This window comes from Providencia sp. PROV197 (assembly GCF_028479625.1).
GTDB classification, from domain to species: domain Bacteria; phylum Pseudomonadota; class Gammaproteobacteria; order Enterobacterales; family Enterobacteriaceae; genus Providencia; species Providencia vermicola.
On record NZ_JAMPNZ010000018.1, the window covers coordinates 50,159 to 73,015 of the forward strand.

At 43.6% G+C, this 22,857-nt stretch carries 28 protein-coding genes; 14 read left to right on the forward strand and 14 right to left on the reverse strand.

Translation table 11 applies throughout. The features are described from left to right. The first annotated feature begins 14 nt into the window (after nt 1-14). The 6 genes from yhdP to PR808_RS10110 all read left to right on the forward strand — a co-directional run bounded on the left by yhdP (nt 15) and on the right by PR808_RS10110 (nt 7,622). Entirely contained in the window at nt 15-3,797 is a 3,783-nt protein-coding gene (yhdP, locus tag PR808_RS10085; protein WP_272539227.1) for an AsmA2 domain-containing protein YhdP, read from the forward strand. Then, the gene (gene nit1, locus PR808_RS10090) at nt 3,797-4,651 is read left to right on the forward strand and encodes a deaminated glutathione amidase (protein WP_206083535.1); all 855 of its coding nucleotides are present in this window, start codon (nt 3,797-3,799) and stop codon (nt 4,649-4,651) included. Before yhdP ends, nit1 begins: the two co-directional genes overlap by 1 nt. Nucleotides 4,652-4,656: 5 nt before the next feature. Next, entirely contained in the window at nt 4,657-6,102 is a 1,446-nt protein-coding gene (tldD, locus tag PR808_RS10095; protein WP_206083536.1) for a metalloprotease TldD, read from the forward strand. Nucleotides 6,103-6,188: 86 nt separating this feature from the next. Continuing rightward, on the forward strand, nt 6,189-6,674 hold the full coding sequence (locus PR808_RS10100) for a ribonuclease domain-containing protein (protein WP_206083537.1): 486 nt from the start codon (nt 6,189-6,191) through the stop codon (nt 6,672-6,674). Nucleotides 6,675-6,687: 13 nt separating this feature from the next. Beyond that, a complete protein-coding gene (locus tag PR808_RS10105) occupies nt 6,688-6,975 on the forward strand; it encodes a barstar family protein (protein ID WP_047757384.1) in 288 nt (95 codons plus the stop codon). Nucleotides 6,976-7,034: 59 nt separating this feature from the next. Beyond that, nucleotides 7,035-7,622, forward strand: a complete 588-nt coding sequence (locus tag PR808_RS10110; protein WP_272539228.1) for an RBBP9/YdeN family alpha/beta hydrolase — start codon at nt 7,035-7,037, stop codon at nt 7,620-7,622. Here PR808_RS10110 and PR808_RS10115 read toward each other — a convergent pair. From PR808_RS10115 to yjgA, 3 genes are all read right to left on the reverse strand, one after another. Next, nucleotides 7,603-7,935 carry a low molecular weight protein tyrosine phosphatase family protein gene (locus PR808_RS10115; RefSeq protein WP_206083539.1) on the reverse strand — a complete coding sequence of 111 codons (333 nt, stop codon included), beginning with the start codon at nt 7,933-7,935 and terminating at the stop codon, nt 7,603-7,605. The genes PR808_RS10110 and PR808_RS10115 overlap by 20 nt on opposite strands. Continuing rightward, a complete protein-coding gene (locus PR808_RS10120; RefSeq protein WP_206083540.1) occupies nt 7,935-8,165 on the reverse strand; it encodes a hypothetical protein in 231 nt (76 codons plus the stop codon). The genes PR808_RS10115 and PR808_RS10120 overlap by 1 nt, the downstream gene beginning before the upstream one ends. Before the next feature lie 155 nt (nt 8,166-8,320). Next, nucleotides 8,321-8,866: a ribosome biogenesis factor YjgA gene (yjgA, locus tag PR808_RS10125; protein WP_206083541.1), complete on the reverse strand. Its 546-nt coding sequence runs from the start codon at nt 8,864-8,866 to the stop codon at nt 8,321-8,323. A 179-nt stretch (nt 8,867-9,045) separates the two neighbouring features. On the opposite strand from yjgA, the gene pmbA reads away from it, so the two are divergent. Together pmbA and PR808_RS10135 are read left to right on the forward strand one after the other, a co-directional pair. Continuing rightward, nucleotides 9,046-10,386 (forward strand): metalloprotease PmbA, encoded by a 1,341-nt coding sequence (gene pmbA / locus PR808_RS10130; protein ID WP_206083542.1) that lies wholly within the window; start codon nt 9,046-9,048, stop codon nt 10,384-10,386. A gap of 200 nt (nt 10,387-10,586) precedes the next feature. Further along, nucleotides 10,587-11,054 (forward strand): helix-turn-helix domain-containing protein, encoded by a 468-nt coding sequence (locus PR808_RS10135; protein ID WP_272539229.1) that lies wholly within the window; start codon nt 10,587-10,589, stop codon nt 11,052-11,054. A gap of 127 nt (nt 11,055-11,181) precedes the next feature. Here PR808_RS10135 and rnk read toward each other — a convergent pair whose 3' ends face one another. From rnk to kdsD, 11 genes are all read right to left on the reverse strand, one after another. Then, a complete protein-coding gene (gene rnk, locus PR808_RS10140; RefSeq protein ID WP_225818527.1) occupies nt 11,182-11,592 on the reverse strand; it encodes a nucleoside diphosphate kinase regulator in 411 nt (136 codons plus the stop codon). Nucleotides 11,593-11,782: 190 nt separating this feature from the next. Continuing rightward, nucleotides 11,783-12,055: a PTS phosphocarrier protein NPr gene (gene npr, locus PR808_RS10145; protein ID WP_206083545.1), complete on the reverse strand. Its 273-nt coding sequence runs from the start codon at nt 12,053-12,055 to the stop codon at nt 11,783-11,785. Nucleotides 12,056-12,060: 5 nt separating this feature from the next. Next, complete coding sequence (gene rapZ, locus PR808_RS10150) at nt 12,061-12,912, reverse strand: RNase adapter RapZ (RefSeq protein ID WP_206083546.1); 852 nt, start codon at nt 12,910-12,912, stop codon at nt 12,061-12,063. Nucleotides 12,913-13,031: 119 nt separating this feature from the next. Further along, nucleotides 13,032-13,499 carry a PTS IIA-like nitrogen regulatory protein PtsN gene (gene ptsN / locus PR808_RS10155; protein ID WP_206083547.1) on the reverse strand — a complete coding sequence of 156 codons (468 nt, stop codon included), beginning with the start codon at nt 13,497-13,499 and terminating at the stop codon, nt 13,032-13,034. Nucleotides 13,500-13,592: 93 nt separating this feature from the next. After that, nucleotides 13,593-13,880, reverse strand: a complete 288-nt coding sequence (hpf, locus tag PR808_RS10160; protein ID WP_206083548.1) for a ribosome hibernation promoting factor — start codon at nt 13,878-13,880, stop codon at nt 13,593-13,595. Nucleotides 13,881-13,902: 22 nt separating this feature from the next. Beyond that, nucleotides 13,903-15,345 (reverse strand): RNA polymerase factor sigma-54, encoded by a 1,443-nt coding sequence (gene rpoN, locus PR808_RS10165; protein WP_206083549.1) that lies wholly within the window; start codon nt 15,343-15,345, stop codon nt 13,903-13,905. A 43-nt stretch (nt 15,346-15,388) separates the two neighbouring features. Further along, nucleotides 15,389-16,114, reverse strand: coding sequence for an LPS export ABC transporter ATP-binding protein (gene lptB / locus PR808_RS10170; RefSeq protein ID WP_206083550.1), 726 nt, complete (start codon nt 16,112-16,114; stop codon nt 15,389-15,391). 5 nt (nt 16,115-16,119) lie between these two features. Then, a complete protein-coding gene (lptA, locus tag PR808_RS10175; RefSeq protein ID WP_206083551.1) occupies nt 16,120-16,683 on the reverse strand; it encodes a lipopolysaccharide ABC transporter substrate-binding protein LptA in 564 nt (187 codons plus the stop codon). Continuing rightward, complete coding sequence (gene lptC / locus PR808_RS10180; RefSeq protein ID WP_206083552.1) at nt 16,667-17,260, reverse strand: LPS export ABC transporter periplasmic protein LptC; 594 nt, start codon at nt 17,258-17,260, stop codon at nt 16,667-16,669. The genes lptA and lptC overlap by 17 nt, the downstream gene beginning before the upstream one ends. Before the next feature lie 16 nt (nt 17,261-17,276). After that, nucleotides 17,277-17,837, reverse strand: a complete 561-nt coding sequence (gene kdsC, locus PR808_RS10185; protein WP_206083553.1) for a 3-deoxy-manno-octulosonate-8-phosphatase KdsC — start codon at nt 17,835-17,837, stop codon at nt 17,277-17,279. A gap of 14 nt (nt 17,838-17,851) precedes the next feature. Then, on the reverse strand, nt 17,852-18,820 hold the full coding sequence (gene kdsD / locus PR808_RS10190; RefSeq protein WP_206083554.1) for an arabinose-5-phosphate isomerase KdsD: 969 nt from the start codon (nt 18,818-18,820) through the stop codon (nt 17,852-17,854). A 468-nt stretch (nt 18,821-19,288) separates the two neighbouring features. On the opposite strand from kdsD, the gene mlaF reads away from it, so the two are divergent. The 6 genes from mlaF (at nt 19,289) to ibaG (ending at nt 22,810) form a co-directional block, all read left to right on the forward strand. Beyond that, complete coding sequence (gene mlaF, locus PR808_RS10195; RefSeq protein ID WP_206083555.1) at nt 19,289-20,092, forward strand: phospholipid ABC transporter ATP-binding protein MlaF; 804 nt, start codon at nt 19,289-19,291, stop codon at nt 20,090-20,092. Nucleotides 20,093-20,098: 6 nt separating this feature from the next. Beyond that, complete coding sequence (gene mlaE, locus PR808_RS10200) at nt 20,099-20,881, forward strand: lipid asymmetry maintenance ABC transporter permease subunit MlaE (RefSeq protein WP_047756206.1); 783 nt, start codon at nt 20,099-20,101, stop codon at nt 20,879-20,881. A gap of 3 nt (nt 20,882-20,884) precedes the next feature. Then, nucleotides 20,885-21,382 carry an outer membrane lipid asymmetry maintenance protein MlaD gene (gene mlaD / locus PR808_RS10205; RefSeq protein WP_206083556.1) on the forward strand — a complete coding sequence of 166 codons (498 nt, stop codon included), beginning with the start codon at nt 20,885-20,887 and terminating at the stop codon, nt 21,380-21,382. 36 nt (nt 21,383-21,418) lie between these two features. Next, nucleotides 21,419-22,048 carry a phospholipid-binding protein MlaC gene (mlaC, locus tag PR808_RS10210; RefSeq protein ID WP_272539230.1) on the forward strand — a complete coding sequence of 210 codons (630 nt, stop codon included), beginning with the start codon at nt 21,419-21,421 and terminating at the stop codon, nt 22,046-22,048. 1 nt (nt 22,049) lies between these two features. After that, on the forward strand, nt 22,050-22,340 hold the full coding sequence (gene mlaB / locus PR808_RS10215) for a lipid asymmetry maintenance protein MlaB (protein WP_206083558.1): 291 nt from the start codon (nt 22,050-22,052) through the stop codon (nt 22,338-22,340). Between the two features lie 215 nt (nt 22,341-22,555). Beyond that, a complete protein-coding gene (gene ibaG, locus PR808_RS10220) occupies nt 22,556-22,810 on the forward strand; it encodes a BolA family protein (protein ID WP_206083559.1) in 255 nt (84 codons plus the stop codon). Nucleotides 22,811-22,857: the final 47 nt, after the last annotated feature.

Consider the following 22,857-nt stretch of genomic DNA (forward strand, 5'->3'; position numbering starts at 1 on the left):
TAAAGGAGAAATAAGTGAAACGACTGCCACGTGTAGTACTGGTGACCACTGCGGTTATTTTATTGCTGTGCGCGCTGGTGCTGACAGGGCTGCGTTTCCTTTTACCGAATATTGATAGTTATCGCCCCGATCTTATTGCTTATATCGAAAAAAAGGCCGATGTTTCGGTAAAAATAGGTAAGATTGAAGGGGCATGGCGTTATTTTGGCCCTATTCTTACGTTATCTGATACCACGTTGCAAAATGAAACAACGGATGTAAGTGCCAAGCAAATCCACCTCGAACTGGATATTTGGAACTCGCTTTTTTCCCTGCGTTGGCGCTTTCGCGACCTGACATTCTACCAACTCAATGTCGATTACAAAATTCCCTTTTCTTTTGAAGGCTCCCCCGAAGGTGGGTCATTAGATGGCGTTGAAGAGCTATTTTTACGTCAATTTGACCATTTTACGTTAAAAGACAGTCAATTGACCTTCTTAACGCCTTCAGAGCAAAAGACCACGTTAATTTTGCCAGAACTTTCTTGGCTGAATGAAAATGAACGTCACCGCGCTCAAGGCTTTGTCAGCCTTGAAACCATTAATAAACAGCATGGGTATCTGCAAGTTAAACTGGATGTATCAGATAAAAATGGTGCATTGAGTGATGGCATTTTTTATCTTCAAGCCGACAATATTGATATGCAGCCTTGGTTAAGTCGCTGGTTACGAGATAACACATCATTACGTGATGCGAACTTTAGCCTATCTTCTTGGATCAGTTTAAAAGATAACCGTATTGAAAGTGGCTTGATTCAACTGCGTCAAGGGGAAGCTAACTGGGGGACGGGAGAGTTAGCTCAGAATTTGCAAGTGAATGATTTACTGCTACGAATGAAAAGGCAGGGAGATGGTTGGTTATTTAATATTCCTGAGCTTGATACATTAAAAACCAATGAATTCATTTGGCCGCAAGGTAGTGTGTCGGTGCTGTATTTACCTGCATCGAAAAAATATCAAGATAACGACCATTGGCGTGTTCGAGCAAAGAATATTGAGCTTGAGCGTCTAAGTGAAGTCCTACCAACGTTTTCATTTCTCACACCAGACATGGTGCAAGATTGGCAACACCGACAACCAACAGGGATCGTGAGCGAATTTGCGCTGGATGCGACGCAAAATAGGCCTGAATCTTTGCAAGTTAGCTTAGATTGGCAGGATGTTAGCTGGAAAAAATGGAAGGCGCTTCCTTCTGTGGATCATTTCTCTGGTGTATTGATAGGGGGAATGCAAAGTGGTGGGCTCTCTTTCAACCTGCAAGACAGCGAAGTCGATTACCGTGATGAATTTAAAGCGCCTTTTACGATTTCCACTGCAAAGGGGCAGCTGTATTGGGTAGATAACGACAGTGAATTTAAGCTTTGGAGCCCTGCCTTAGATGTACAAGCCACATCGCTGTGGGCAAACGGCGAATTTCGTTATGCCAAAGCTAAAAAAGGCAATTATGCCGATTTAGCCATTCTATCGGGCATTCGACTAGATGATGCAGGAGATGCATGGCGCTATTTCCCTCAAAAATTAATGGGGCAAGATGTTGCTGACTACCTGACAAAAGCGATTATTGCAGGTAAGGTCGACAACGCCACATTGGTGTATAAAGGCGACCCTGCCAATTTCCCATATGACCATAATGACGGTCAATTCCAAGTGTATGTGCCGCTGAGAGATGCCACTTTCGAGTATGACAGCGAATGGCCAGCGTTACTCAACTTGGACATGGATTTAGATTTTCGCCGTGCAGGTTTGTATATGCATGCGCCAACGGTCAAACTGGCAGATGCAACCGCAACCAACCTTGATGCGATTATCCGTGATTACACCGACGAAATGCTGTATATCGATGCGGATATTAGTGGCACAGGAAAGCAAATTCAGCAATATTTTGTGCACACACCGATGAAACATTCCATAGGTGATACCTTGGAAGAGTTACAAATTGGTGGCATCGTGAATGGACAGCTCAGTTTGTCTATCCCATTAACTGCGGGGAAAGATGTTGTCGCAAAAGGGAAGGTTAACCTTAATAAAAATGATTTATTCATTCAGCCGATTGATAGCACTATTTCGTCACTAACAGGCAGTTTTAGCTTTAAGAATGGCGACTTGATTGGTGATAAGCTACAGGGACAGTGGTTTGGGCAACCTATTTCTGTTGATTTTACAACGTTGATGGGCTCGAAAGATTATCAGGTTGATGTGAACATCGCGGGGAATTGGGCGCTGAATAAATTGGCGATGCTCCCTGAAGAAATTAAACAGAAAGTGTCTGGTACCAGTGATTGGAAAGGTCATGTCACGATAAATTTACCTGACTCAGCAAAAGAAAAAGTGAATTTGCAAATTGATGTCACTGCTGGCTTGAAGCAGCTACAAAGCCAATTACCTGCGCTAAATAGCCAGTTACTAGCAGAATTAGGGCAAATTAATGTTCAAGCAAAAGGCGATACTGAGCAATTGACCATTGGTGGTGATATCGGCAAACGTCTTGGCTTTAATACAGTGTGGAACTTGAATGATAAGCCGTTAAGGCTAGTCAAAGCTCACATTGCCCCATGGCAAAACCAAGCACCTGAATTACCGAAAAATACGGCGATTGTTGTCTCTCTTCCCCCTGTTAAGGCCATGGACTGGGACAAACTCGCTGGGTTGTTAGTTTCATCAAACAGCCGTCAAGGTGGCGTTAATATTCGCCTTCCTGAAGTACTGGAGGTCAAACTGGCTTCTATTTACCTTGGTGGACAGTATTGGAAAGATTTAAACTTTTCGTATGATTTACAACGGGATGACCAAGTTGTTAGCGTAGATAGTGAAAATCTAAAAGGTTCGCTGCAAATTTATGCCAAACAGCCTTGGAAAGTCGAGATTGATTACCTGTATTACAACCCAAGTTCAATCGCGGAAAGTACAACGGGTTCCGAGCGCTTTGATTTTAGCCACTGGCCCCAACTGAATGTGGCTTGTAAAGAGTGCTGGCTAGCGGGGCAAAAACTGGGTGAGTTTAGCGCGAATATCATTCCGCAAGGCAATGCGTTGCAACTCACTGGTGGTGTGCTAAACAATAGTGCAATGCAGCTAAAATTGGATGCTATTTGGCACAGCGGTGATGGCAATAAAACCGAAGTGGCGGGCTCCTTAACGGGAGAAGCTTTCGATGAAACGGCGGCTTATTTCGGTATGTTAGTGCCAATTATTGAGTCCCCTTATACGATTGAATTTAATTTAGACTGGGGTAATTTGCCGTGGTCACCAGACATTGCCTCATTAAACGGTAAGCTCTCGGCAAAACTGGGTAAAGGGGCGATAGCGAAGATGGGCGGTGGGCGTGCAGGGCAGATCCTGCGCTTAGTCAGCTTCGACGCCTTATTACGGAAGTTACAGTTCGATTTTCGCGATACGTTTAACAACGATTTCGATTTTGACTCGATTAAAGGGGATGCAACCCTTCACAATGGCGTAATGACATCAAAAAACACAGTTGTGGATGGCTTGGTCGCGGATATTGCTTTAAATGGTGAGGTTGACCTTGTTAAACGTCAAATTAACTTAGAAGCGGTCATTACTCCTGAAATTTCTGCTACAGTAGGGGTAGCAACCGCATTTGTGGTCAACCCATTTGCAGGCGCTGCGGTATTCGCGGCGACGAAAGTGCTCGGTCCATTATGGAGCAAAGTTTCTGTTATCCGTTATCGTGTAACAGGTAGCTTGGACGAGCCAAAAATTGATGAAGTATTACGTCAACTAAAGGAGACTCAAGAGTAATGAAAAATGGTAACGTTGCACTTTTGCAGTTATGTAGCGGAAATAATACTAAGCACAATTTGGCGCAAATCGAGCAACAAATCAAACAGTTGCCAGAGACTGTTCAGTTAGTTTTGACACCTGAAAATGCATTGCTCTTTGCGGATGCCGCGACTTACCGTAAACAAGCTGAGGTCCAAGGAAAAGGCCCGCTGCAAGACGCTATCAGCAGCATGGCGAAACGGTATAATGTGTGGATCCTCGTTGGGTCTATGCCGATGGTCAGCCGTGAAGATCCCGAACGTATTACAAGCAGCAGCTTATTATTTGATTCCGAAGGCAATATCAAAGCTCGCTACGATAAAATTCATATGTTTGATGTGAATATTGAAGATGAGCAAGGGAACTATAATGAGTCTGTGATTTATCAACGCGGAGAACATATTACGGTGGTGGATACCCCTGTGGGTCGGTTAGGGATGACGATTTGTTATGACTTACGTTTCCCAGGCTTGTTCCAAGCGCTGCGCGAACAAGGTGCGGAGATTATTTCTGTTCCAGCCGCATTTACCCGTTATACCGGTCAAGCACACTGGGAGCCATTATTGCGCGCTCGTGCGATTGAAAACCAATGTTATATTTTGGCACCTGCTCAAGTGGGTGTGCATGGAACCCGCCGCACGTGGGGTCATAGCCTTGCCGTTGATGGTTGGGGTAAAGTGATGAAAAAGAACGTGGATGCAGTGGCATCGACGGTATTGAATATTAAAACAGACAGTTTGAGTGTCATGCGTGAGCAAATTCGAGTCGTTAAACATAACCGCTTCAGACCGCAACTGACCTCTCTGATTAAAAAAGACGCAACCAAAGAGTAACGAATATGAGTTTAGCTTCTGTCAGCGAACATTTGCTGGCCGCCAACCGCCTTGGGCAAGAAAATCTGTATGACATTTTAGGGGTATTATCTGAGCGCCATCTGGATTATGCGGATCTGTTTTTTCAATCAAGTTTCCATGAGTCTTGGGTACTTGAAGATAGGATCATTAAAGATGGCTCTTACAATATTGACCAAGGTGTTGGTGTAAGAGCGGTAAGCGGGGAAAAAACAGGGTTTGCTTATGCAGACCAAATTTCACTGCAAGCGCTGATGCAAAGCGCTACCGCAGCACGAAGCATTGTGAACGAACAAGGCTCTGGTAAATCACGCGTTTTAAGCAATGTTGAATACAAAAAACTGTACTCCGTAGTTGATCCATTACAGAGCCTGTCGCGTGAACAAAAAATTGATTTATTGCACCGTGTTGACCAAGTCGCCCGTGCTGAAGACCCGCGTGTTATCGAAGTGAATGCGAGTTTAACAGGTGTTTACGAGCAAGTACTGGTTGCTGCAACTGATGGTACATTGGCGGCAGATATTCGCCCATTAGTGCGCCTTTCGGTCAGTGTATTAGTCGAACATGACGGCAAGCGTGAACGTGGTGCCAGTGGCGGTGGTGGCCGTTATGGTTATGAATATTTCTTAGAATTACATCAAGGCCAAATTGTGGCAGAGCAATATGCCCGTGAAGCGGTACGTATGGCGTTGGTGAATTTATCTGCCGTTGCAGCACCTGCTGGAATGATGCCTGTGGTACTGGGAGCGGGTTGGCCAGGTGTACTGTTACACGAAGCGGTTGGCCATGGCCTTGAAGGTGACTTTAACCGTCGTGGGACATCCGTATTTTCTGGGCAAATGGGGGAGCAAGTGGCTTCGCCACTGTGTACTGTGGTGGATGATGGCACGATTGCGGGTCGTCGTGGTTCTCTTGCTATCGATGATGAAGGGGTACCAGGGCAATATAACGTCCTAATAGAAAATGGTATTTTACGTAACTATATTCAAGATAAACTGAATGCACGCCTGATGGGCGTTTCCCCAACAGGTAATGCACGTCGTGAATCTTATGCGCATCTGCCAATGCCGCGCATGACGAACACTTACATGCTGGCAGGTTCTTCAACGCCAGAAGAAATCATTGCTAGCGTCGACAAAGGCATTTACGCACCGAATTTTGGCGGCGGTCAGGTTGACATCACCTCGGGTAAATTTGTGTTTTCAACCTCTGAAGCCTACTTAATTGAAAATGGGAAAATCACATCGCCAGTGAAAGGGGCTACACTGATTGGCTCTGGTGTTGAGGCGATGCAGCAAATTTCCATGGTAGGTAATGACCTCGCACTAGACAAAGGTGTCGGCGTTTGTGGTAAAGAAGGCCAAAGTGTGCCAGTGGGCGTCGGTCAGCCAACCCTGAAATTAGACAAAATGACGGTGGGTGGTACTGCATAATTTCGCGATATCCCACGTTATAGCGGGTTAAACGGCAGCCTTTGCGCCAGTATGGGTTGCCGTTATTGTCATTATGAAGGTAATAAATGAATAAAAGAGTTATATCACTGGTGTTGATGGCCGTTTTGATTGTACTGAGCCTATACTTTCGTGGCGGTGATGTTCAAGATAAACCACAAGCAGACAAACCAGCGATTCCAGAACAAACAATCGCCCGAGAAAATGCCCTTCCTAAAACTATTGACCAACTGACTGATCAACAGAATGTCGTTAGTTATATGCAGAAATATCAAAAACTTCCTGCATTTTATTTAACGAAAAAAGAGGCGAGACAAGCGGGTTGGGATGCCAAAAAAGGCAATCTTTGCGATGTCTTACCTGGGCGGGCAATTGGGGGGGATCGTTTTTCGAATCGCGAAAAATCATTGCCTATCGCAGATAATCGCCAATGGTTTGAAGCGGATATCAACTACCGTTGTGGGCACCGCGGGGCCGATCGTTTGCTATACTCTTCAGATGGGATGATTTTTGTTACCCACGACCATTATAAGAGCTTTAAACAAGTTAATTAAAGGAAGCATCGCGATGAGCAAACAGGTGAGCTTTGATTTTCGCCAGATAAACACACTGAATGATTTTTATCAGCAATTTGCTCAGCAATTTTCGCTTCCAGATTGGTTTGGTCATAACCTCGATGCTTTGTGGGACATGGTTTCTGCAGGCATTGAGCTTCCCGTGACAATTATTTTTAGCCACATGAGTGCAGAACAACGCATCGAATTTTCCGATATTATTGATGTGATGAATGATGCACAAGACATGTGGGAAGACGAATTTGTTTTTGCTTTAGATATAACAAAAAGTGCTAACTAATTTTCCAATCACTCATGGTAAAGTCTAAGCAAGATGACTGAGTTGATAGGAATTCTAAGATGAGCAACTTCACTTCGATGTTACGGCCATTAATAAATCAAAAATTCGTTATTATCCATGGCTATACAGCATCCCCCGAAAAAAATTGGTTCCCATGGTTAAAAAGCCAGCTTGAAGCGCTTGGCGCGCAAGTTGATGTGCCAGACATGCCAGATTCTTTATCCCCTGATCCAGTAAAATGGCAGCAGCGCTTGCAACAGCTTCCTTTTGACATTGATAAAGAGTCTGTGTTGATTGGCCATAGCCTTGGTTGTGTTACCGCATTGCGTTTTTTACAAAATAAGAATCAAGCGGTTAAGGGGTATGTCTTAGTGTCTGGTTTTGATGAAGAGCAACAGACGCTACCTGAGCTGCGTAGTCACACTTTGAGCCCACTCGGCTATGCAACATTAACTGATCTGGCTGATAAGCGAATTTCAATCATATCGACCAATGATGAAATTGTCTCACCATCCTCATCAAAAGTGCTGGCGGAGGCATTAAAAACACAGGTTATCTTAGAAGAGAATGCAGGGCATTTTCTGGATAGAGAAGGCTACACGACGTTTCCCACCTTGCTTGAGGCAATTAAACAGCAGTTTGGTTAAGGATGTGAGGGACTGCATCTTCCAGTAAGGCTATCAGTTCAGGAGCCATATACTGATAATCATCAGGAATATCCAGAACATGGAGGGGCTTGTGTTCAAGTAGGCGCGAAAAATCAGCTTTAAGGCGGTTTTTGTGTTTTTGTTCCATCACAAAAATGACATCAGCCCAACGGATTAAATCGGCATTAACGGGGCGTTTGGCGTGGCGGCTGGTTCCCGCTGAACGGGTGACCCAGCTTGCATGATTGCGCCAGATCTGTTCAGCGGTTGGGCTACGCCATTGATTTTTACTGCAAATGAATAAAATATTCATTAATCTTCTTGTATCTCATCAAGGCTATTACGCACAAGCTTGGCGCTGCTTACTTGCGGGTAGGCCATGCCAAGTTGGGCTGCGCGGATCATTTTTTCACTGCGCCCATACATCTGTTTCCAGTTTTTTTCTGGCGCATAACAGTCGACGAGGCGAGCGTTCAGTTGATCACGTGATTTATTGGTACGAGCTTGGGCTCTGCGCCATGCTCTATTTCGAGTATTATCCATATCTTCCTCATTATTTATCGGGGTTCAGCAGCCGCGATAATACGGGTCAGAGTATGACTAACAGGCGAATAGTACGCCGCTTTACGCGGGCTATCAATGGAAGGGATGCTTTTTAGGATTTTCCCCTAGCCCAAAATAGGCGTAGGGGAAAACGATTAGGCGATTTCAGATTGGTCTTTCAAATATTGGAATATTTGACGATACGCTTTTGGCGGTTTGTTGCCTTCACGTTCTTTTTTCGCATTACGCACAAGGGCGCGCAGTTGTTGCCTGTCCGTTGTTGGGAACAGCGTCACCACTTCTTCAATCACATCATCACCCCCTTCCAGCAAACGGGTGCGTAAATCTTCCAATTTATGCAGAATAACGACTTGCTGGTTATGGCGGTTTTTCAGTTTATCAAGGGCTTCGGTAATCGGTTCCACTTCACGTGAACGTAATAACTTACCGATAAGCTGTAATTGTCGACGGCGACCTTCACGTTTAATTTTTTGAGCGAGCTCAATGGCCTCAAGTAGTTGAGTGTCCAATGGAATACGTTCAAGCTCGCTTTTACTTAAATCAACGAGTTCAGCCCCCAGTTTTTTGAGGATCTCAGCATCGCGTTTAATTTCGCTTTTGCTGACCCAAATGATCTCCTCGTCTTCTTCGTCTTGCGGCGCTGGGATGTCATCCAGCCAGTCATCAGGCTGTTTGGCCATATCGATTTTCCTTTTTCCAAACACAGTCGTGAAATTACACGTAATTAATATGATTTACTGCGTTGTGAGTGTTAACATTTGACTATTATCTATTGTAACTGGGAAAACCCCTTTATGACTACCTAGCATTTGCATGTTAGGGCAGAAAAACATTTTCCCCACATTATTGGATTGAATGCATGAGTGTAACCGAACAAGTCACAGAACAACGTAAAAAACTCGAAGATGCAGTTGCGCACGCATTAGAATTTGCAAAGTCACGTTGTGATGCCGCGGAAGTGGCAGTGAATAAAAGCACAGGGATAAGCGTTAGTACCCGTCAAGGCGAAGTTGAAAATGTTGAATTTAACAGTGATGGTGCCCTTGGGATCACCGTTTATCACCAACAGCGTAAAGGTAGCGCATCTTCAACAGATTTAAGCCCTGAAGCCATCGAGCGTACCGTTCAAGCCGCTATCGATATTGCGAATTATACCTCTGAAGACCCTTGTGCGGGCCCAGCAGAAAAATCATTGCTGGCGTTTGAAGCACCTGATCTTAAATTATTCCAAGCGACAGCGCTCTCTCCTGAAGAAGCCATCCGCTTAGCGTCTATCGCTGAAATGTCAGCGCTCAATGCGGACTCGCGCATTGTGAATACCGAGGGCGGTAGCTTTAACGGCCACTACGGTGTGCGCGTGTTTGGGAACTCCCACGGCATGCTGCAAAGCTATTGTTCAAGTCGTTATTCTATGTCGAGCTGCGTTATTGCAGAGCATAATGGTGATATGGAGCGTGACTACGCTTACACCATTGGTCGCAGTGTGGATGCATTGAAATCCCCTGAGTGGGTGGGGCAAGAATGCGCTCGCCGCACGTTAGCGCGTCTATCCCCAAGAAAACTGCCAACGATGAAAGCCCCTGTCATTTTTGCGTCAGAAGTGGCGACAGGGTTGTTTGGTCACCTTGTTGGGGCGATCAGCGGCAGCAGCATTTACCGTAAATCGTCCTTTTTATTAGACAGCCTTGGCAAACAAATTTTACCAAGCTGGTTAACCATTAATGAGCAGCCACATTTAATTGGCGGTTTAGCCTCCTCACCTTTCGATAGCGAAGGTGTACGCACAACTGAGCGTAATATCGTGGAAGATGGCGTTCTACAAACGTGGCTAATGACCAGTTATTCAGCTCGAAAGCTGGGCTTACAGAGTACAGGCCATGCGGGGGGAATTCATAACTGGCGTATCGCTGGGCAAGGGCTTTCTTTTGATGCATTGCTCAAACAAATGGGAACAGGTTTAGTCGTTACTGAGTTAATGGGGCAAGGTGTGAGCGGCATTACAGGGGATTACTCTCGTGGTGCATCAGGCTTTTGGGTTGAAAACGGCGAAATCCAATACCCAGTGAGTGAAATTACTATTGCAGGTAATCTAAAAGATATGTGGGCCAATATGGTCACTATTGCTGATGATATCGAAACTCGCAGTAATATTCAGTGCGGCTCTGTGTTGATCCCAGAAATGAGTATTGCAGGGGAGTAAGGCTTTCCTCATCTAACGAGCAACTTTAAGCGCCTAATACTTTTTATTAGGCGCTTTTACTTGGTGATAATATTATCTAATTTATTGATTTATAAACTGTCATGTTATTGTCGTCTTTCTGTCGCTAAGGCGTCGTGGTCAAAATTCTATTGAGTTGACAGTATAGCCATACACGAAGATTGCTAAGTCTAAGGTAGGTTATGATGGAAAACAAAGTCAAGCAGCTCAGATTGGCAAGGGCTTGGTCGCAAGAGCAACTTGCTCAATTGTCATCCCTAAGTACAAGAACGATCCAACGCATTGAAAATAATGAAGTGCCAAGTTTAGAAACTCTAAGTGCACTCGCATCCGTTTTTAATGTGAGTGTATCAGAGCTAACCTCTGAGCCTTTACTCGAAAGTTATGCATTGGACAGCCGTATAGAAGAGGCGAAAAAGCGGGTTAATGATGAAATAAAATTACTGAAGAACATCATCATTGCGATTATTGTGTGTGCCGTATTGTATACCGTTAACTCTTTTTATACTCCGCAGCGTGATTGGCCAATTTGGGTGATGTCTATTTGGGGTGGGTTATTAGCGATAAAGGTGATTAGGCTCTTTTTATTGGATAAATTTTTTCGCCAGTGGCAACACAAAAGGCTACTGCGTATAACGAAAAAACCGTAGCATCATCTATCAAGATAACTAGGCACAAAAAAGGCACTCAATGAGTGCCTGAATATGCCAGAAGACTTGCCTGAGTTTTTCAAGAAAACTTTTTTCGCTAAGCCATCCTTAATTCAGCAAGTCGAAATTAACGGTGAAATTCACCAGCCGCTTCTGGCTGATACACGATTTCAAGAACACGAACGCGTGTTTGCACACCGTTAGGCAGCTCCCAGCTAATTTCGTCGCCAACGTGCATACCTAATAGTGCAGCACCGATAGGCGCCATAACAGATAACTGTTCTGCACTGTCTTTTAGCGAGGCAGGGTAAACTAATGTACGTGTGCGCTCTTCATTACTAATGAGGTCTAAAAAGCGAACCGTACTGTTCATTGTGACCACGTCAGCAGGAATTTCTTGTGGGCTAAGAATATCCGCACGGTCAAGTTCATCATTGAGCGCTTCAGCAACAGGGGTGCCTGCGTAAGCTGGCTGTTCCATTAGTGCATCTAAGCGTTCAGCATCTAAATCATTGATAATAATTGTTGGCTTTGTCATACCACACTCCAATAGAGACGTACAAAGCAAACACCCCCCACCCAGAAGGTAGGGGGTGTTGCTATTAATAAATTTGTTTAAAATATTAGGCGCTATGCGCTTTAAAGGGAAGAGATCAGGATCACGATCTCCAAGCCTGCCTTTGTAAAAATACGCATATTGATATTTTTATTGTTAGGTAGAAATAGGCTTACTCTTCATCAAACCCACTCTCGAATAGGTTAACAATTGCGGATAATGCCTGATTTTCATCTGCACCACTCACTTCAATATCAATTTTACTGCCTTGTTCCGAGTCTAACATCAACATTGCGATAACGCTATCCGCCTCTGCCTCAATTTGGCTATTATTCCGCAAAATAACCTTAGAGTTAAATTGTTGAACTAAATCATAAAGTAACATAGCTGGTCTTGCATGCATTCCAAGGCGGTTTTTTAGCGTTATGGTGGCTTTTACAGTCATTTCAGCTACTTGCGTTTTTCGAGAGTCCTGTGGCGCGATTGCACGTTTTTACCACGGGAGCGGAAATAGTCAGCAAGCTGTTCTGCAACATAGACAGAACGGTGTTTCCCCCCCGTACAGCCAATCGCAACGGTTAAGTAGCTACGGTTGTTCGTTTCTAGCATCGGTAGCCATAACTCTAAATAGCTACGGGTTTGGTAGATAAAGTTGTGAACTTCAGTGTGCCTATCCAAGAATGCAGCAACAGGGCGATCAAGGCCTGTCATTGGGCGCAGTTTCGGGTCCCAGTGTGGGTTTGGTAAAAAGCGCACATCAAAAACATAGTCCGCATCAATAGGGATACCATGTTTGAAGCCGAAAGATTCAAACACCATTGTCAGCTCACGCTCACGTTTGCCCATTAAACGCGTTCTTAGCATTTCTGCAAGTTCATGCACAGACATCTCAGAGGTATCGATAACTAAATCTGCCCGTGAACGAAGTGGCTCTAGGAGCTCATTTTCTTCGTCAATTGCGCTTTCAAGAGACAGGTTTTTACTTGAAAGTGGGTGCAACCTGCGAGTATCGCTGTAGCGGCGGATCAGGGTGTTGCGATCGGCATCCAGAAACAATAGTTGTGGAGAGAAGCTAGCGGGTAATTTATCAATCGCTTCTTCAAACACTTCTGGATTGTCGGGCATATTACGCACGTCGATACTCACTGCTGCTGAGATGTTACGATCAGCCAGTGAATTGGCTAACTCTGGCAGTAATACGACTGGCAGGTTATCCACGCAATAGAAACCCATATCTTCCAGCGCACGTAAGGCAACGGATTTCCCCGAACCGGAACGGCCGCTGACAATCATCAGCACCATGAGCTTACTCCCTTTCGTTTCCTAATGATGTATTTCTTAATAAACTGTGTTTTGCATGTTTTTAATGATAAAAACCATAGCAATATCATTAATCTATAGCAAGACACATAAATTATCACTTACTCAGTAATAATACTATATAGTTCATCATCACTTTGTGCGCTACGCAGACGCTTACAGAATGTTTTATCGGCCAGCTTTTTGGCGATAAGTGAGAGCGTGTGTAAGTGCGTTTTGCATTGATCAGATGGCACAAGTAGTGCAAAAAGCAGGTCAACAGGCTGATTATCAATCGCATCAAAGGCAATAGGTTCTTCTAAATGCAAAAATACACCAACAGCATGGGAACTTTCGCTTTCATCTAACTTGCCATGAGGGATTGCAATCCCGCCACCAATACCCGTGGTACCGACTTTTTCTCTGGTTAATAACGCTTCAAATACCGTATTTTCAGGTAATTCCAATTCAACGGCAGCCAGCTCACTAATAATTTCTAGGGCTCTTTTTTTACTGGTGCACACAATATTATTACGTGTACAGGCTGATGATAAAACATCGTTTAACTGGATTTCTATATCACTATTCATTTTATTGTTCACTTAGGACTACAAAACCAGATGATGTATGCCACCATCTGGTTTGAAACATTCGTTGGCTAACGAATCAGCCACCTCAATGTATTAATGTTGTCTCAGTTTTTCTTTATGTTTGGTTAATTGGCGCGACAGTTTGTCTACCAGTAAATCGATAGCGGCATACATGTCATTTTCTTCCGCTGATGCATGGAGCTCCGCTCCATTGACTTGCACGGTTGCTTCAGCAATTTGCTGAACTTTTTCAACTTTCAGGACGACTTGGATACTGTTAATACGGTCAAACAGTTGCTCTAATTTACTGAGTTTTTTCTCAACAGTTTCACGCAGTGCTGGAGTAACTTCAATATTGTGTCCAGTAATCTGAAATTCCATACAACCTTCCTTATTTTATCAATTAAACCAGTTGTTTACGCTGGTTTGAGGGCGGAATAGATAACGATTCACGATACTTAGCAACAGTACGACGAGCCACTTGAATACCTTGCTCTGCCAGCATACTCGTCAATTTACTGTCACTCAATGGTTTTGCGGGGTTTTCCGCAGCAACCAGTTTTTTCACCAAGGCCCGAATCGCGGTAGAGGAGGCTTCGCCACCTGTATCCGTGCTTACATGGCTGGAGAAAAAATACTTCAACTCAAAAATGCCTCGTGGGCTGTGGAGAAACTTTTGAGTTGTCACTCGCGAGATGGTGGATTCATGCATGTCCACTTGATAGGCAATATCCGCCAGTATCATGGGTTTCATGTGTTCCTCTCCCAGCTCAAAGAATTCTTGTTGCTGTTCGACAATACAGGTCGCCACTTTTAACAGGGTTTCATGGCGGCTTTCTAAGCTTTTAATCAACCATTTTGCATCTTGCAGGTGGCTGCGAATATATTGTGTATCATCATCGCTAGCTGAACTATTTGCCATCGAAGCATAATGATTGTTAATACTGAGTTTAGGAATGCTATCTGTATTTAACTCAACTTGCCAGTGCCCAGCTATCTTTTTCACTAAAACATCAGGAATAACATATTCCGATTCACCTGTATTGATAGACTGCCCTGGCTTTGGATTTAATGCGAGAATTAAGTCGATAGCCGTTTTTAAAGCATCTTCCTTTAAACGCGTTAATTTACCAAGCTGCCTAAAATCACGGTTAGCCAGTAAATCAATATGGTTGGTAATGATTAACTTTGCTTCTTGTAGACCTTCCGTTTCTTTTGGGTAGAGCGAAAGCTGAATTAATAAACACTCTTTTAAATCTTGTGCCGCGACACCAAGTGGGTCAAAGTGCTGGATGCGTTTAAGTACCGCAATCACTTCTTCTAAACTAATTTCTGGATTATCAATCCCTTCATGTATATCAGAGATTGTTGTTGTGAGATAGCCAGAGTCATCTATGGAGTCAATAATTGCGGTGGCAATCGCACGGTCAGTATCCGTAAACGGCGTGAGATCCGATTGCCATATCAGGTAATCTTGCAGTGTCTGAGTGGTTTCACCTTGGTAAACAGGGAGTTCATCGAAGCTGTAATCGTTGCTGGTACCTGAAGGTGTTCCTGCTGTGTAGATTTCGTCCCAATCCGCATCAAGAGGAAGTTCTTCAGGCATGTCATTGTTTTCTAAGGCGTCTTTGGTATCGAGCTCACTGCTGTCTGTGGTGGCAAGGGAATCAATCGAGTCAGTTTCAGAACCTAACTCTTCTTGCTCAAGAAGCGGGTTAGTTTCCAACGCAAGTTGGATTTCTTGTTGAAGCTCAAGTGTAGAAAGTTGCAGCAGACGGATTGCCTGTTGTAATTGAGGGGTCATCGCAAGTTGTTGACTGACTCTGAGCTGCAAACTTTGCTTCATGAAACTGTTTTCTTCTCCCTAACAATAGAATACGACATACGGTTTATAACCGGAAACCTTCACCTAAGTATACACGTTTCACTTGTTCATTTTCCAATATCATGGTTGGTGTACCATGGGCAATCAGGTGACCTTGGCTGACAATATAGGCTCTTTCACACACATCTAACGTTTCACGGACGTTATGGTCGGTAATCAAAACACCGAGGCCATAGTCACGTAAATGTTGGATAATTTTTTTAATATCCAAGACAGAAATTGGGTCGACACCCGCAAAGGGTTCATCCAATAAGATGAATTTTGGATTAGCGGCGAGGGCCCTTGCAATCTCAACTCGGCGGCGTTCCCCACCAGAAAGGGATTGCCCCATGCTGTCGCGAAGATGTGTGATGCTAAATTCTTCCATTAACTCTTCAGCACGTTCTTTACGTTGGGAAGAGGTTAAATCTTCGCGGATTTCCAATACCGCCATCAGGTTATCATAAACGCTAAGGCGACGGAAAATAGAGGCTTCTTGAGGAAGATAGCCAATACCGCGGCGCGCACGTTCATGCAGTGGCAGTAAGCTGATATCTTCACCATCAATTAAAATTTTGCCCGCATCCCGCTGAACAATGCCCACAACCATATAAAAGGTGGTGGTTTTACCGGCACCATTTGGCCCTAACAGGCCAACAATTTCGCCTGATTTAACTTCAAGGCTGACATCTTCAACAACCTTGCGTTTTTTATAGGATTTAGCCAGATTCTCTGCGGTTAGTGTCGCCATAACGATTATTTACTCTTACCCGTAGTTGCTGATGAATTGTTTGCTGCTGGGCCTTTTTCTTGCAATTGCGCTGGCAAAATCACAGTAGTCACGCGCTTGCCTTTATCACTAAAGGCTTCCATTTGCTGTGTTGGCACAACATAGGTGATTTTGTCGCCTTTAATATTACTGTCTAGCTGCTCTAAATACGCACCGCCCGTTAACGTGACGAGCTGTTTATCAACTTCATAACGCGCTTTGTTTGCATGGCCTTTAATTGGCTTGCCGTCATCTTGTAGCTGATAAAAGGTCACAGGGTTACCAAATGCTTCGATGACGATTTTATCGGAGTCGCTGCTTGGACGTGTTACAACCACTTTGTTGGCTCGAATATCAATTGAACCTTGTTTAATGATGACGTCATCGGTAAATGTGGTGACGTTCTTTTCTAGATCAAGGGATTGCTTAACCGAGTTAATTGTCATCGGTTGCTGGGTGTCACTTTTTAATGCCATCGCTGGGAGGCTAAGAGCCAAAATTGCACTGGCAACCGCTCCTTGAATAAAACGCTTCTTAGTTACTTGATTCATTTTGATGCTCTTCTGGTTGTAACACATAATGAGTTTTCACATCTTCGATTAATTCTGCGGTTCTAGTACGAAGATTTCCCTTCATTTTTAGACCAGTAGAATTAAGGCCATGTCCAATAATGGTCACTTTATCGTCAGATGAAACGTCTTGTGTTGTCAAATTGACAACTGCACTTTCAGTTGTAATTCGTTGAATTTGCGACTCTTTCGTTAAGCTATCGACTTGAACATCACTGTACAGATAAAGCACTCGATCGTTTGTTAACCTTGCTTTAAAGGCAGTGACTGTCCATGTTGGCACGCCCGCTTCATTATAAGTGGTTAAAACGGGTTTCGAAAACCACGTGATTTTTCCTTCGGTATAATTATCAATTTTATCCGAAACGAGTTTATACGCTAGATTTCCTGTTGGGTTATAGACGTAAGTTACTGAATCATCAGTTTGATAATTAGGTTGCCCATCATTGATTACTTTTTCCTGTGAGTCTGATGTGTCATTACCCGCTAAATTCCAGCCGATAAGCCCCAGCACAACTAAGGATAAAATAATGATTAACCACTTCTTCGCATTGCTCATGAATTCAATCTATTCGTTATATCGATAAGCCTTTTGCTTCTTCCAATTTACCTTGGGAAAGAAGGATCAGGTCACAAAGTTCACGTACTGCACCCTTTCCACCAGCGATGCGTGTTATGTAGTTCGCTTTTGGTAATAGCAGTGGATGTGCATCCGCAACAGCAACAGATAGCCCAACTCGAGCCATTACTGGCCAATCGATAAGGTCGTCGCCAATATAAGCTACTTCGTCTTCTGCTAGCTGTAGTGTATCCAACAGTTCGCGATACGCCAAAAGCTTATCGCTTTGGCCTTGGTAAAGATGTGTAATGCCTAAAGTTTTTGCTCTATCTTCAAGGAGTTTCGCTTTTCTGCCTGTAATAATGGCGACGTCAATATTGGACGTTAATAGACAACGAATGCCATAGCCATCACGTACATTAAAAGCTTTGAGCTCTTCACCACTATTGCCCATATATACCAAGCCATCGGACATCACACCGTCAACATCACAAATTAGCAGCTTAATTTTAGCGGCTTTTTCGATAACGGATGTTGCCACAGGGCCGTAGCAAGTATCCACGTTTTGAGAACTCATGGTATTTCCTTATATTATACAACACCTGCTTGGAGCAGATCGTGCATGTGTAAAACACCGACTAATTTGTTGTCTTGTGCGACTAATAATGAGGTCACGTGTTTTGATTGCATTAAATTAAGCGCTTCAACCGCGAGCATATTGGGCGAAACCCGAATGCCACCTGGTGTCATGAGATCTGCAATTTTCGCGTTATTTAGGTCAATTCCCATATCAAAGATACGGCGCAAGTCACCATCTGTAAAAATGCCCTCAATATTCATATCATCATCACAGATAACCGTCATACCCAGTTTTTTACGGGTTATCTCGACTAAAGCTTCCCGCAAAGACGCGCTTTTAGGGATATGGGGGATATCTTCACCCGTATTCATTAAATCACGAACTAAGAGTAAAAGTTTGCGCCCGAGTGCGCCGCCTGGGTGAGAAAGTGCGAAATCATCCGCTGTAAACCCACGGGCAGTCAATAATGCGATAGCTAAGGCATCACCCATGACTAAGGTTGCGGTTGTACTGGTCGTTGGCGCGAGCCCTAATGGGCAGGCTTCCTGTGGTACTTTAATACACAGGTGCACATCTGCATATTTCCCCATATTACTATCAGGGTTGTTAGTCATACAGATTAAGGGAACCTTAATACGTTTTAAAACAGGTAGTAACGCTAAAATTTCCCCTGATTCCCCTGAATTTGAAATGGCTAACACCACATCTTTACTAGTGATCATGCCAAGATCGCCATGGCTAGCCTCACCAGGATGAACAAAAAACGAAGGTGTCCCAGTACTAGCTAATGTTGCGGCAATCTTCCTGCCAATGTGCCCCGACTTTCCCATACCCATAACGACAACTTTGCCTTTGCAGCCGAAAATCAGCTGGCAAGCACAGTCAAAATCATGATTAATATATTGTTCGAGGTTTTTTAAGCCGTCGTGTTCGATATGGAGAACTTCTTTACCTACTTTCTGAAAATCGAAGTTTGACATTTCTAGTTCCATGCGTAGCTTTTAAGTTAATCGGATTAGCGAAATCAAATTGTATAACGAATACTTAGTATCAGTAAGTATTTTGTCTGTTAAGCTATTCTTAATGATAGTTTTGCACCTAATCGCTATTTTGTTTATGTTTAAGGTAGATGAAATACGCTGTCATTAGCACCCTAAACCAAAAATGTATTCGCTAATTCACGTATTCTCATGCTAGTAAATTGCAACACTCTAAGAGCTATCTGCTTTTATTAATGAAAGAGTTACCTAACTATAGGTAAATTCCATAGGGAGTTAGCCGCTTTTTAGAGATAAAAAACAGCTACAATATTAACAGTTACCTTTTTGACGCTATGATACTATAAATTCCACTTTGTTGTGATATTTGACGATTTTCAGTTTATCTTTCGGTAATATCTGAACGGATAAATGCATACTCAGGCATGATGTATAACGAGTTATTTAATAATGCAATCACAGACAGACAACTTAATTGAAGTACGGAACATGTCCTTTACTCGAGGCAATCGGAAAATATTTGAAAATATTAACCTGACTGTCCCTCGTGGTAAAATTACGGCAATAATGGGGCCATCTGGGATTGGTAAAACCACATTGCTGCGCTTGATTGGTGGGCAATTACGGCCAAGTGAGGGGGAAATTTGGTTTGATGGTGACAATATTCCGTCGCTATCACGTTCCAAGTTATATCAATCACGTAAAAAAATGAGCATGCTATTCCAATCAGGAGCGCTGTTCACCGATATGGATGTGTTCAATAACGTGGCATTTCCGCTGCGAGAACACACAAACTTGCCAGAGTCTTTAATTCACACGACAGTGATGATGAAATTAGAGGCGGTTGGGTTACGCGGCGCCGCAAAATTGATGCCATCAGAGCTTTCTGGTGGGATGGCTCGCCGTGCTGCACTCGCACGTGCCATTGCCCTTGACCCTGATTTGATCATGTTTGATGAACCCTTTGTGGGGCAAGACCCAATTACTATGGGGGTCTTAGTTAAATTAATTGATGAACTGAATCAAGCGCTTGGCGTAACGTGTGTGGTCGTTTCTCACGATGTGCCAGAGGTATTGAGCATTGCAGATAATGCGTATATTGTTGCCCAGCAGCATGTTATTGCTCAGGGAACGGGTGAAGAGCTGCGTGATAATCAAGACCCTAGAGTGCGCCAATTTCTTGATGGTATCGCTGATGGTCCCGTGCCGTTCCGTTTTCCTGCCAATGATTATCTGGCCGATTTATTAGGGTAAAATAAGATGATAATAAAGGCGATAGCAGCCTTCGGACGTCGGTGGATTGATATTTTTTCTGCCTTTGGTCGAGCTGGATATATGCTGTTTCGTGCCTTATTGGGGAAACCTGAATTTGGCAAGCAGTGGCCACTTCTGATGAAGCAACTGTATGCTGTGGGCGTACAGTCTTTATTGATTGTGGCCGTATCGGGCTTATTTATTGGCATGGTACTGGGGCTACAAGGTTATCTTGTCCTCACCACATTCAGTGCAGAAGCTAGCCTTGGCATGATGGTGGCGCTTTCTTTATTAAGAGAGCTTGGCCCTGTTGTGACGGCCTTGTTATTTGCAGGGCGTGCAGGTTCGGCGTTGACCGCCGAAATTGGCTTAATGAAAGCTACGGAACAGATTTCGAGCTTAGAAATGATGGCAGTTGACCCATTAAGACGGGTTATTGCGCCACGCTTTTGGGCGGGTTTTATTAGTATGCCTTTGTTATCACTGATTTTTGTGGCTGTCGGGATTTTAGGTGGCGCATTAGTCGGTGTGGATTGGAAGGGGATTGATGAAGGCTTTTTCTGGGCATCAATGCAATCTTCTATCGACTGGCGATTAGATCTGGTTAACTGTGTTATCAAAAGTTTAGTGTTTGCTTTTACGGTGACGTGGATCGCACTGTTTAATGGCTATGATGCAATTCCAACCTCGGAAGGGATCAGCCAAGCAACAACGAGAACCGTTGTTCACGCGTCATTGTCTGTTTTAGGACTGGATTTCGTACTTACCGCACTGATGTTTGGGAACTAAGTCATGCAAAGTAAAAAAAGTGAAATATGGGTTGGCTGTTTTATGTTGTTGGCGATTGCCGCAATTATCTTTTTGTGTTTAAAAGTCGCCGATTTGAAATCAATTGGTAGCCAATCTACCTATCAAATTTCAGCGTCTTTTGAAAATATTGGTGGCTTGAAAGAAGGTTCTCCGATCAAAGTCGGTGGTGTGGTTGTCGGCCGTGTTGCCAGTATCACTCTCGATAAAAAGAACTATGTACCTGAAGTGAAAATCGACTTATTAAGTGAATATGACAATATTCCAGATTCAAGTTCTTTATCCATTCGTACATCAGGTTTACTGGGTGAACAGTATATTGCCATGAATATTGGCCCTGATGATGAGGAGTTAGGGATTGCGATTTTGAAAGATGGCGGACGCCTTGAGGATACTAAACCCGCTATGGTGTTAGAAGATTTAATCGGGCAGTTCTTGTATAAGAGTGGCGATAGCCAAGGTGCAGAGCCTGCATCTAAGTAATGTGAAGCTCCCTCAAAATAGTTAAAGGAATGAATTATGTTTAAACGTTTAATGATGGTTGCCATGTTGGCTATTGCACCATTTGCGATGGCAGTAGACCAAACTAATCCGTATAAATTAATGGATGAGGCGGCAGCAAAAACTTTTACTCGGTTGAAATCTGAACAGCCGAAAATCAAACAAGATCCTGAATATCTAAGAACGATTGTCCGTGAAGAATTACTGCCTTATGTGCAAATTAAATATGCAGGTGCACTCGTTTTAGGTACTTACTATAAAGGCGCAACACCCGCACAACGTGATGCCTACTTTGCGGCATTTGAAGATTACCTTGAGCAGGTTTATGGCCAAGCATTGGCGATGTACCATGGTCAAACTTACCAAATTGCACCAGAACAACCCATTGGTGATAAAAACATTGTTGCCATTCGCGTAACGATAATTGATACCAATGGCCGCCCACCAGTACGCTTAGACTTCCAATGGCGTAAAAACAGTAAAACAGGTTACTGGCAGGCATATGACATGATTGCTGAAGGCGTAAGCATGATCACCACCAAGCAAAATGAGTGGGGGGATATTTTACGTAAGCAAGGTATTGATGGCTTAACAAAACAGTTAGAAATCAGTGCAAAAGCCCCAATTACGTTAGAAGAGAAAAACTAATATGAGCCAGGTATTGGCATGGGAGAAAACGCAATCAACGTTGTATCTGACGGGGTCATTAGACCGTGACTCATTGATGTCGTTTTGGGACAAAAAGTCCCCACTGCTGGAACATATTGAGAAAATAGATGTTTCTGGCTTAACCCATGTAGATTCAACGGGGCTGGCTATGTTAGTTCGCTTAAAAGGTGAGTTTCAAGCCAAAAAACAGCCTCTGAATATTATTGGGGCCAGTGATAACTTGAATACACTTATTGAGTTATATGGGGTGAAAAGCATCATTCTAGATTAAGGCGATGAGTCTTAAATTTAGTCAAGTTATGTAAAAATAAGCGCCTCTACGTGCATTTGTGCGTAAGAGGCGTTTTCTTTGGTTTAAGTGTTAGGCGTAATCCTTTAGGATAGGCGTTTATGCTCTTTTAATTCGAGTTGTGACTAATTGGGCACATTCAACTAGAATTAGCCAGAGTAAAATTAAAAACCACAAATAATCATAATAGAGTCACTATGGAAACCAACGAAATAAAACAAGTATTGATGGAAAAGTTGTCTCTGGATGAGGCTATTGTTACGGGTGATGGTAGCCACTTTCAGGTTATCGCTGTCGGTGACATGTTTGACGGTATGAGCCGTGTTAAGCAACAGCAAGCAATTTATGCGCCATTGATGGAATATATTGCGGATAACCGCATCCATGCTCTATCAATTAAAGCGTACACCCCTGCGCAATGGGAGCGCGATCGTAAACTTAGTGGCCTTTGATTTCAAAGCCTAAGCGAACAGCCTGTACAATTCGACATACGAGAATA

What these genes read in the sequence shown, in the direction of transcription:
- nit1 (WP_206083535.1), top strand. Translation starts at nt 3,797, where the DNA reads ATGAAAAATGGTAACGTTGCACTTTTGCAGTTATGTAGCGGAAATAAT.
- tldD (WP_206083536.1), top strand. Translation starts at nt 4,657, where the DNA reads ATGAGTTTAGCTTCTGTCAGCGAACATTTGCTGGCCGCCAACCGCCTT.
- PR808_RS10100 (WP_206083537.1), top strand. Translation starts at nt 6,189, where the DNA reads ATGAATAAAAGAGTTATATCACTGGTGTTGATGGCCGTTTTGATTGTA.
- PR808_RS10105 (WP_047757384.1), top strand. Translation starts at nt 6,688, where the DNA reads ATGAGCAAACAGGTGAGCTTTGATTTTCGCCAGATAAACACACTGAAT.
- PR808_RS10110 (WP_272539228.1), top strand. Translation starts at nt 7,035, where the DNA reads ATGAGCAACTTCACTTCGATGTTACGGCCATTAATAAATCAAAAATTC.
- PR808_RS10115 (WP_206083539.1), bottom strand. Translation starts at nt 7,935, where the DNA reads ATGAATATTTTATTCATTTGCAGTAAAAATCAATGGCGTAGCCCAACC.
- PR808_RS10120 (WP_206083540.1), bottom strand. Translation starts at nt 8,165, where the DNA reads ATGGATAATACTCGAAATAGAGCATGGCGCAGAGCCCAAGCTCGTACC.
- yjgA (WP_206083541.1), bottom strand. Translation starts at nt 8,866, where the DNA reads ATGGCCAAACAGCCTGATGACTGGCTGGATGACATCCCAGCGCCGCAA.
- pmbA (WP_206083542.1), top strand. Translation starts at nt 9,046, where the DNA reads ATGAGTGTAACCGAACAAGTCACAGAACAACGTAAAAAACTCGAAGAT.
- PR808_RS10135 (WP_272539229.1), top strand. Translation starts at nt 10,587, where the DNA reads ATGATGGAAAACAAAGTCAAGCAGCTCAGATTGGCAAGGGCTTGGTCG.
- rnk (WP_225818527.1), bottom strand. Translation starts at nt 11,592, where the DNA reads ATGACAAAGCCAACAATTATTATCAATGATTTAGATGCTGAACGCTTA.
- npr (WP_206083545.1), bottom strand. Translation starts at nt 12,055, where the DNA reads ATGACTGTAAAAGCCACCATAACGCTAAAAAACCGCCTTGGAATGCAT.
- rapZ (WP_206083546.1), bottom strand. Translation starts at nt 12,912, where the DNA reads ATGGTGCTGATGATTGTCAGCGGCCGTTCCGGTTCGGGGAAATCCGTT.
- ptsN (WP_206083547.1), bottom strand. Translation starts at nt 13,499, where the DNA reads ATGAATAGTGATATAGAAATCCAGTTAAACGATGTTTTATCATCAGCC.
- hpf (WP_206083548.1), bottom strand. Translation starts at nt 13,880, where the DNA reads ATGGAATTTCAGATTACTGGACACAATATTGAAGTTACTCCAGCACTG.
- rpoN (WP_206083549.1), bottom strand. Translation starts at nt 15,345, where the DNA reads ATGAAGCAAAGTTTGCAGCTCAGAGTCAGTCAACAACTTGCGATGACC.
- lptB (WP_206083550.1), bottom strand. Translation starts at nt 16,114, where the DNA reads ATGGCGACACTAACCGCAGAGAATCTGGCTAAATCCTATAAAAAACGC.
- lptA (WP_206083551.1), bottom strand. Translation starts at nt 16,683, where the DNA reads ATGAATCAAGTAACTAAGAAGCGTTTTATTCAAGGAGCGGTTGCCAGT.
- lptC (WP_206083552.1), bottom strand. Translation starts at nt 17,260, where the DNA reads ATGAGCAATGCGAAGAAGTGGTTAATCATTATTTTATCCTTAGTTGTG.
- kdsC (WP_206083553.1), bottom strand. Translation starts at nt 17,837, where the DNA reads ATGAGTTCTCAAAACGTGGATACTTGCTACGGCCCTGTGGCAACATCC.
- kdsD (WP_206083554.1), bottom strand. Translation starts at nt 18,820, where the DNA reads ATGTCAAACTTCGATTTTCAGAAAGTAGGTAAAGAAGTTCTCCATATC.
- mlaF (WP_206083555.1), top strand. Translation starts at nt 19,289, where the DNA reads ATGCAATCACAGACAGACAACTTAATTGAAGTACGGAACATGTCCTTT.
- mlaE (WP_047756206.1), top strand. Translation starts at nt 20,099, where the DNA reads ATGATAATAAAGGCGATAGCAGCCTTCGGACGTCGGTGGATTGATATT.
- mlaD (WP_206083556.1), top strand. Translation starts at nt 20,885, where the DNA reads ATGCAAAGTAAAAAAAGTGAAATATGGGTTGGCTGTTTTATGTTGTTG.
- mlaC (WP_272539230.1), top strand. Translation starts at nt 21,419, where the DNA reads ATGTTTAAACGTTTAATGATGGTTGCCATGTTGGCTATTGCACCATTT.
- mlaB (WP_206083558.1), top strand. Translation starts at nt 22,050, where the DNA reads ATGAGCCAGGTATTGGCATGGGAGAAAACGCAATCAACGTTGTATCTG.
- ibaG (WP_206083559.1), top strand. Translation starts at nt 22,556, where the DNA reads ATGGAAACCAACGAAATAAAACAAGTATTGATGGAAAAGTTGTCTCTG.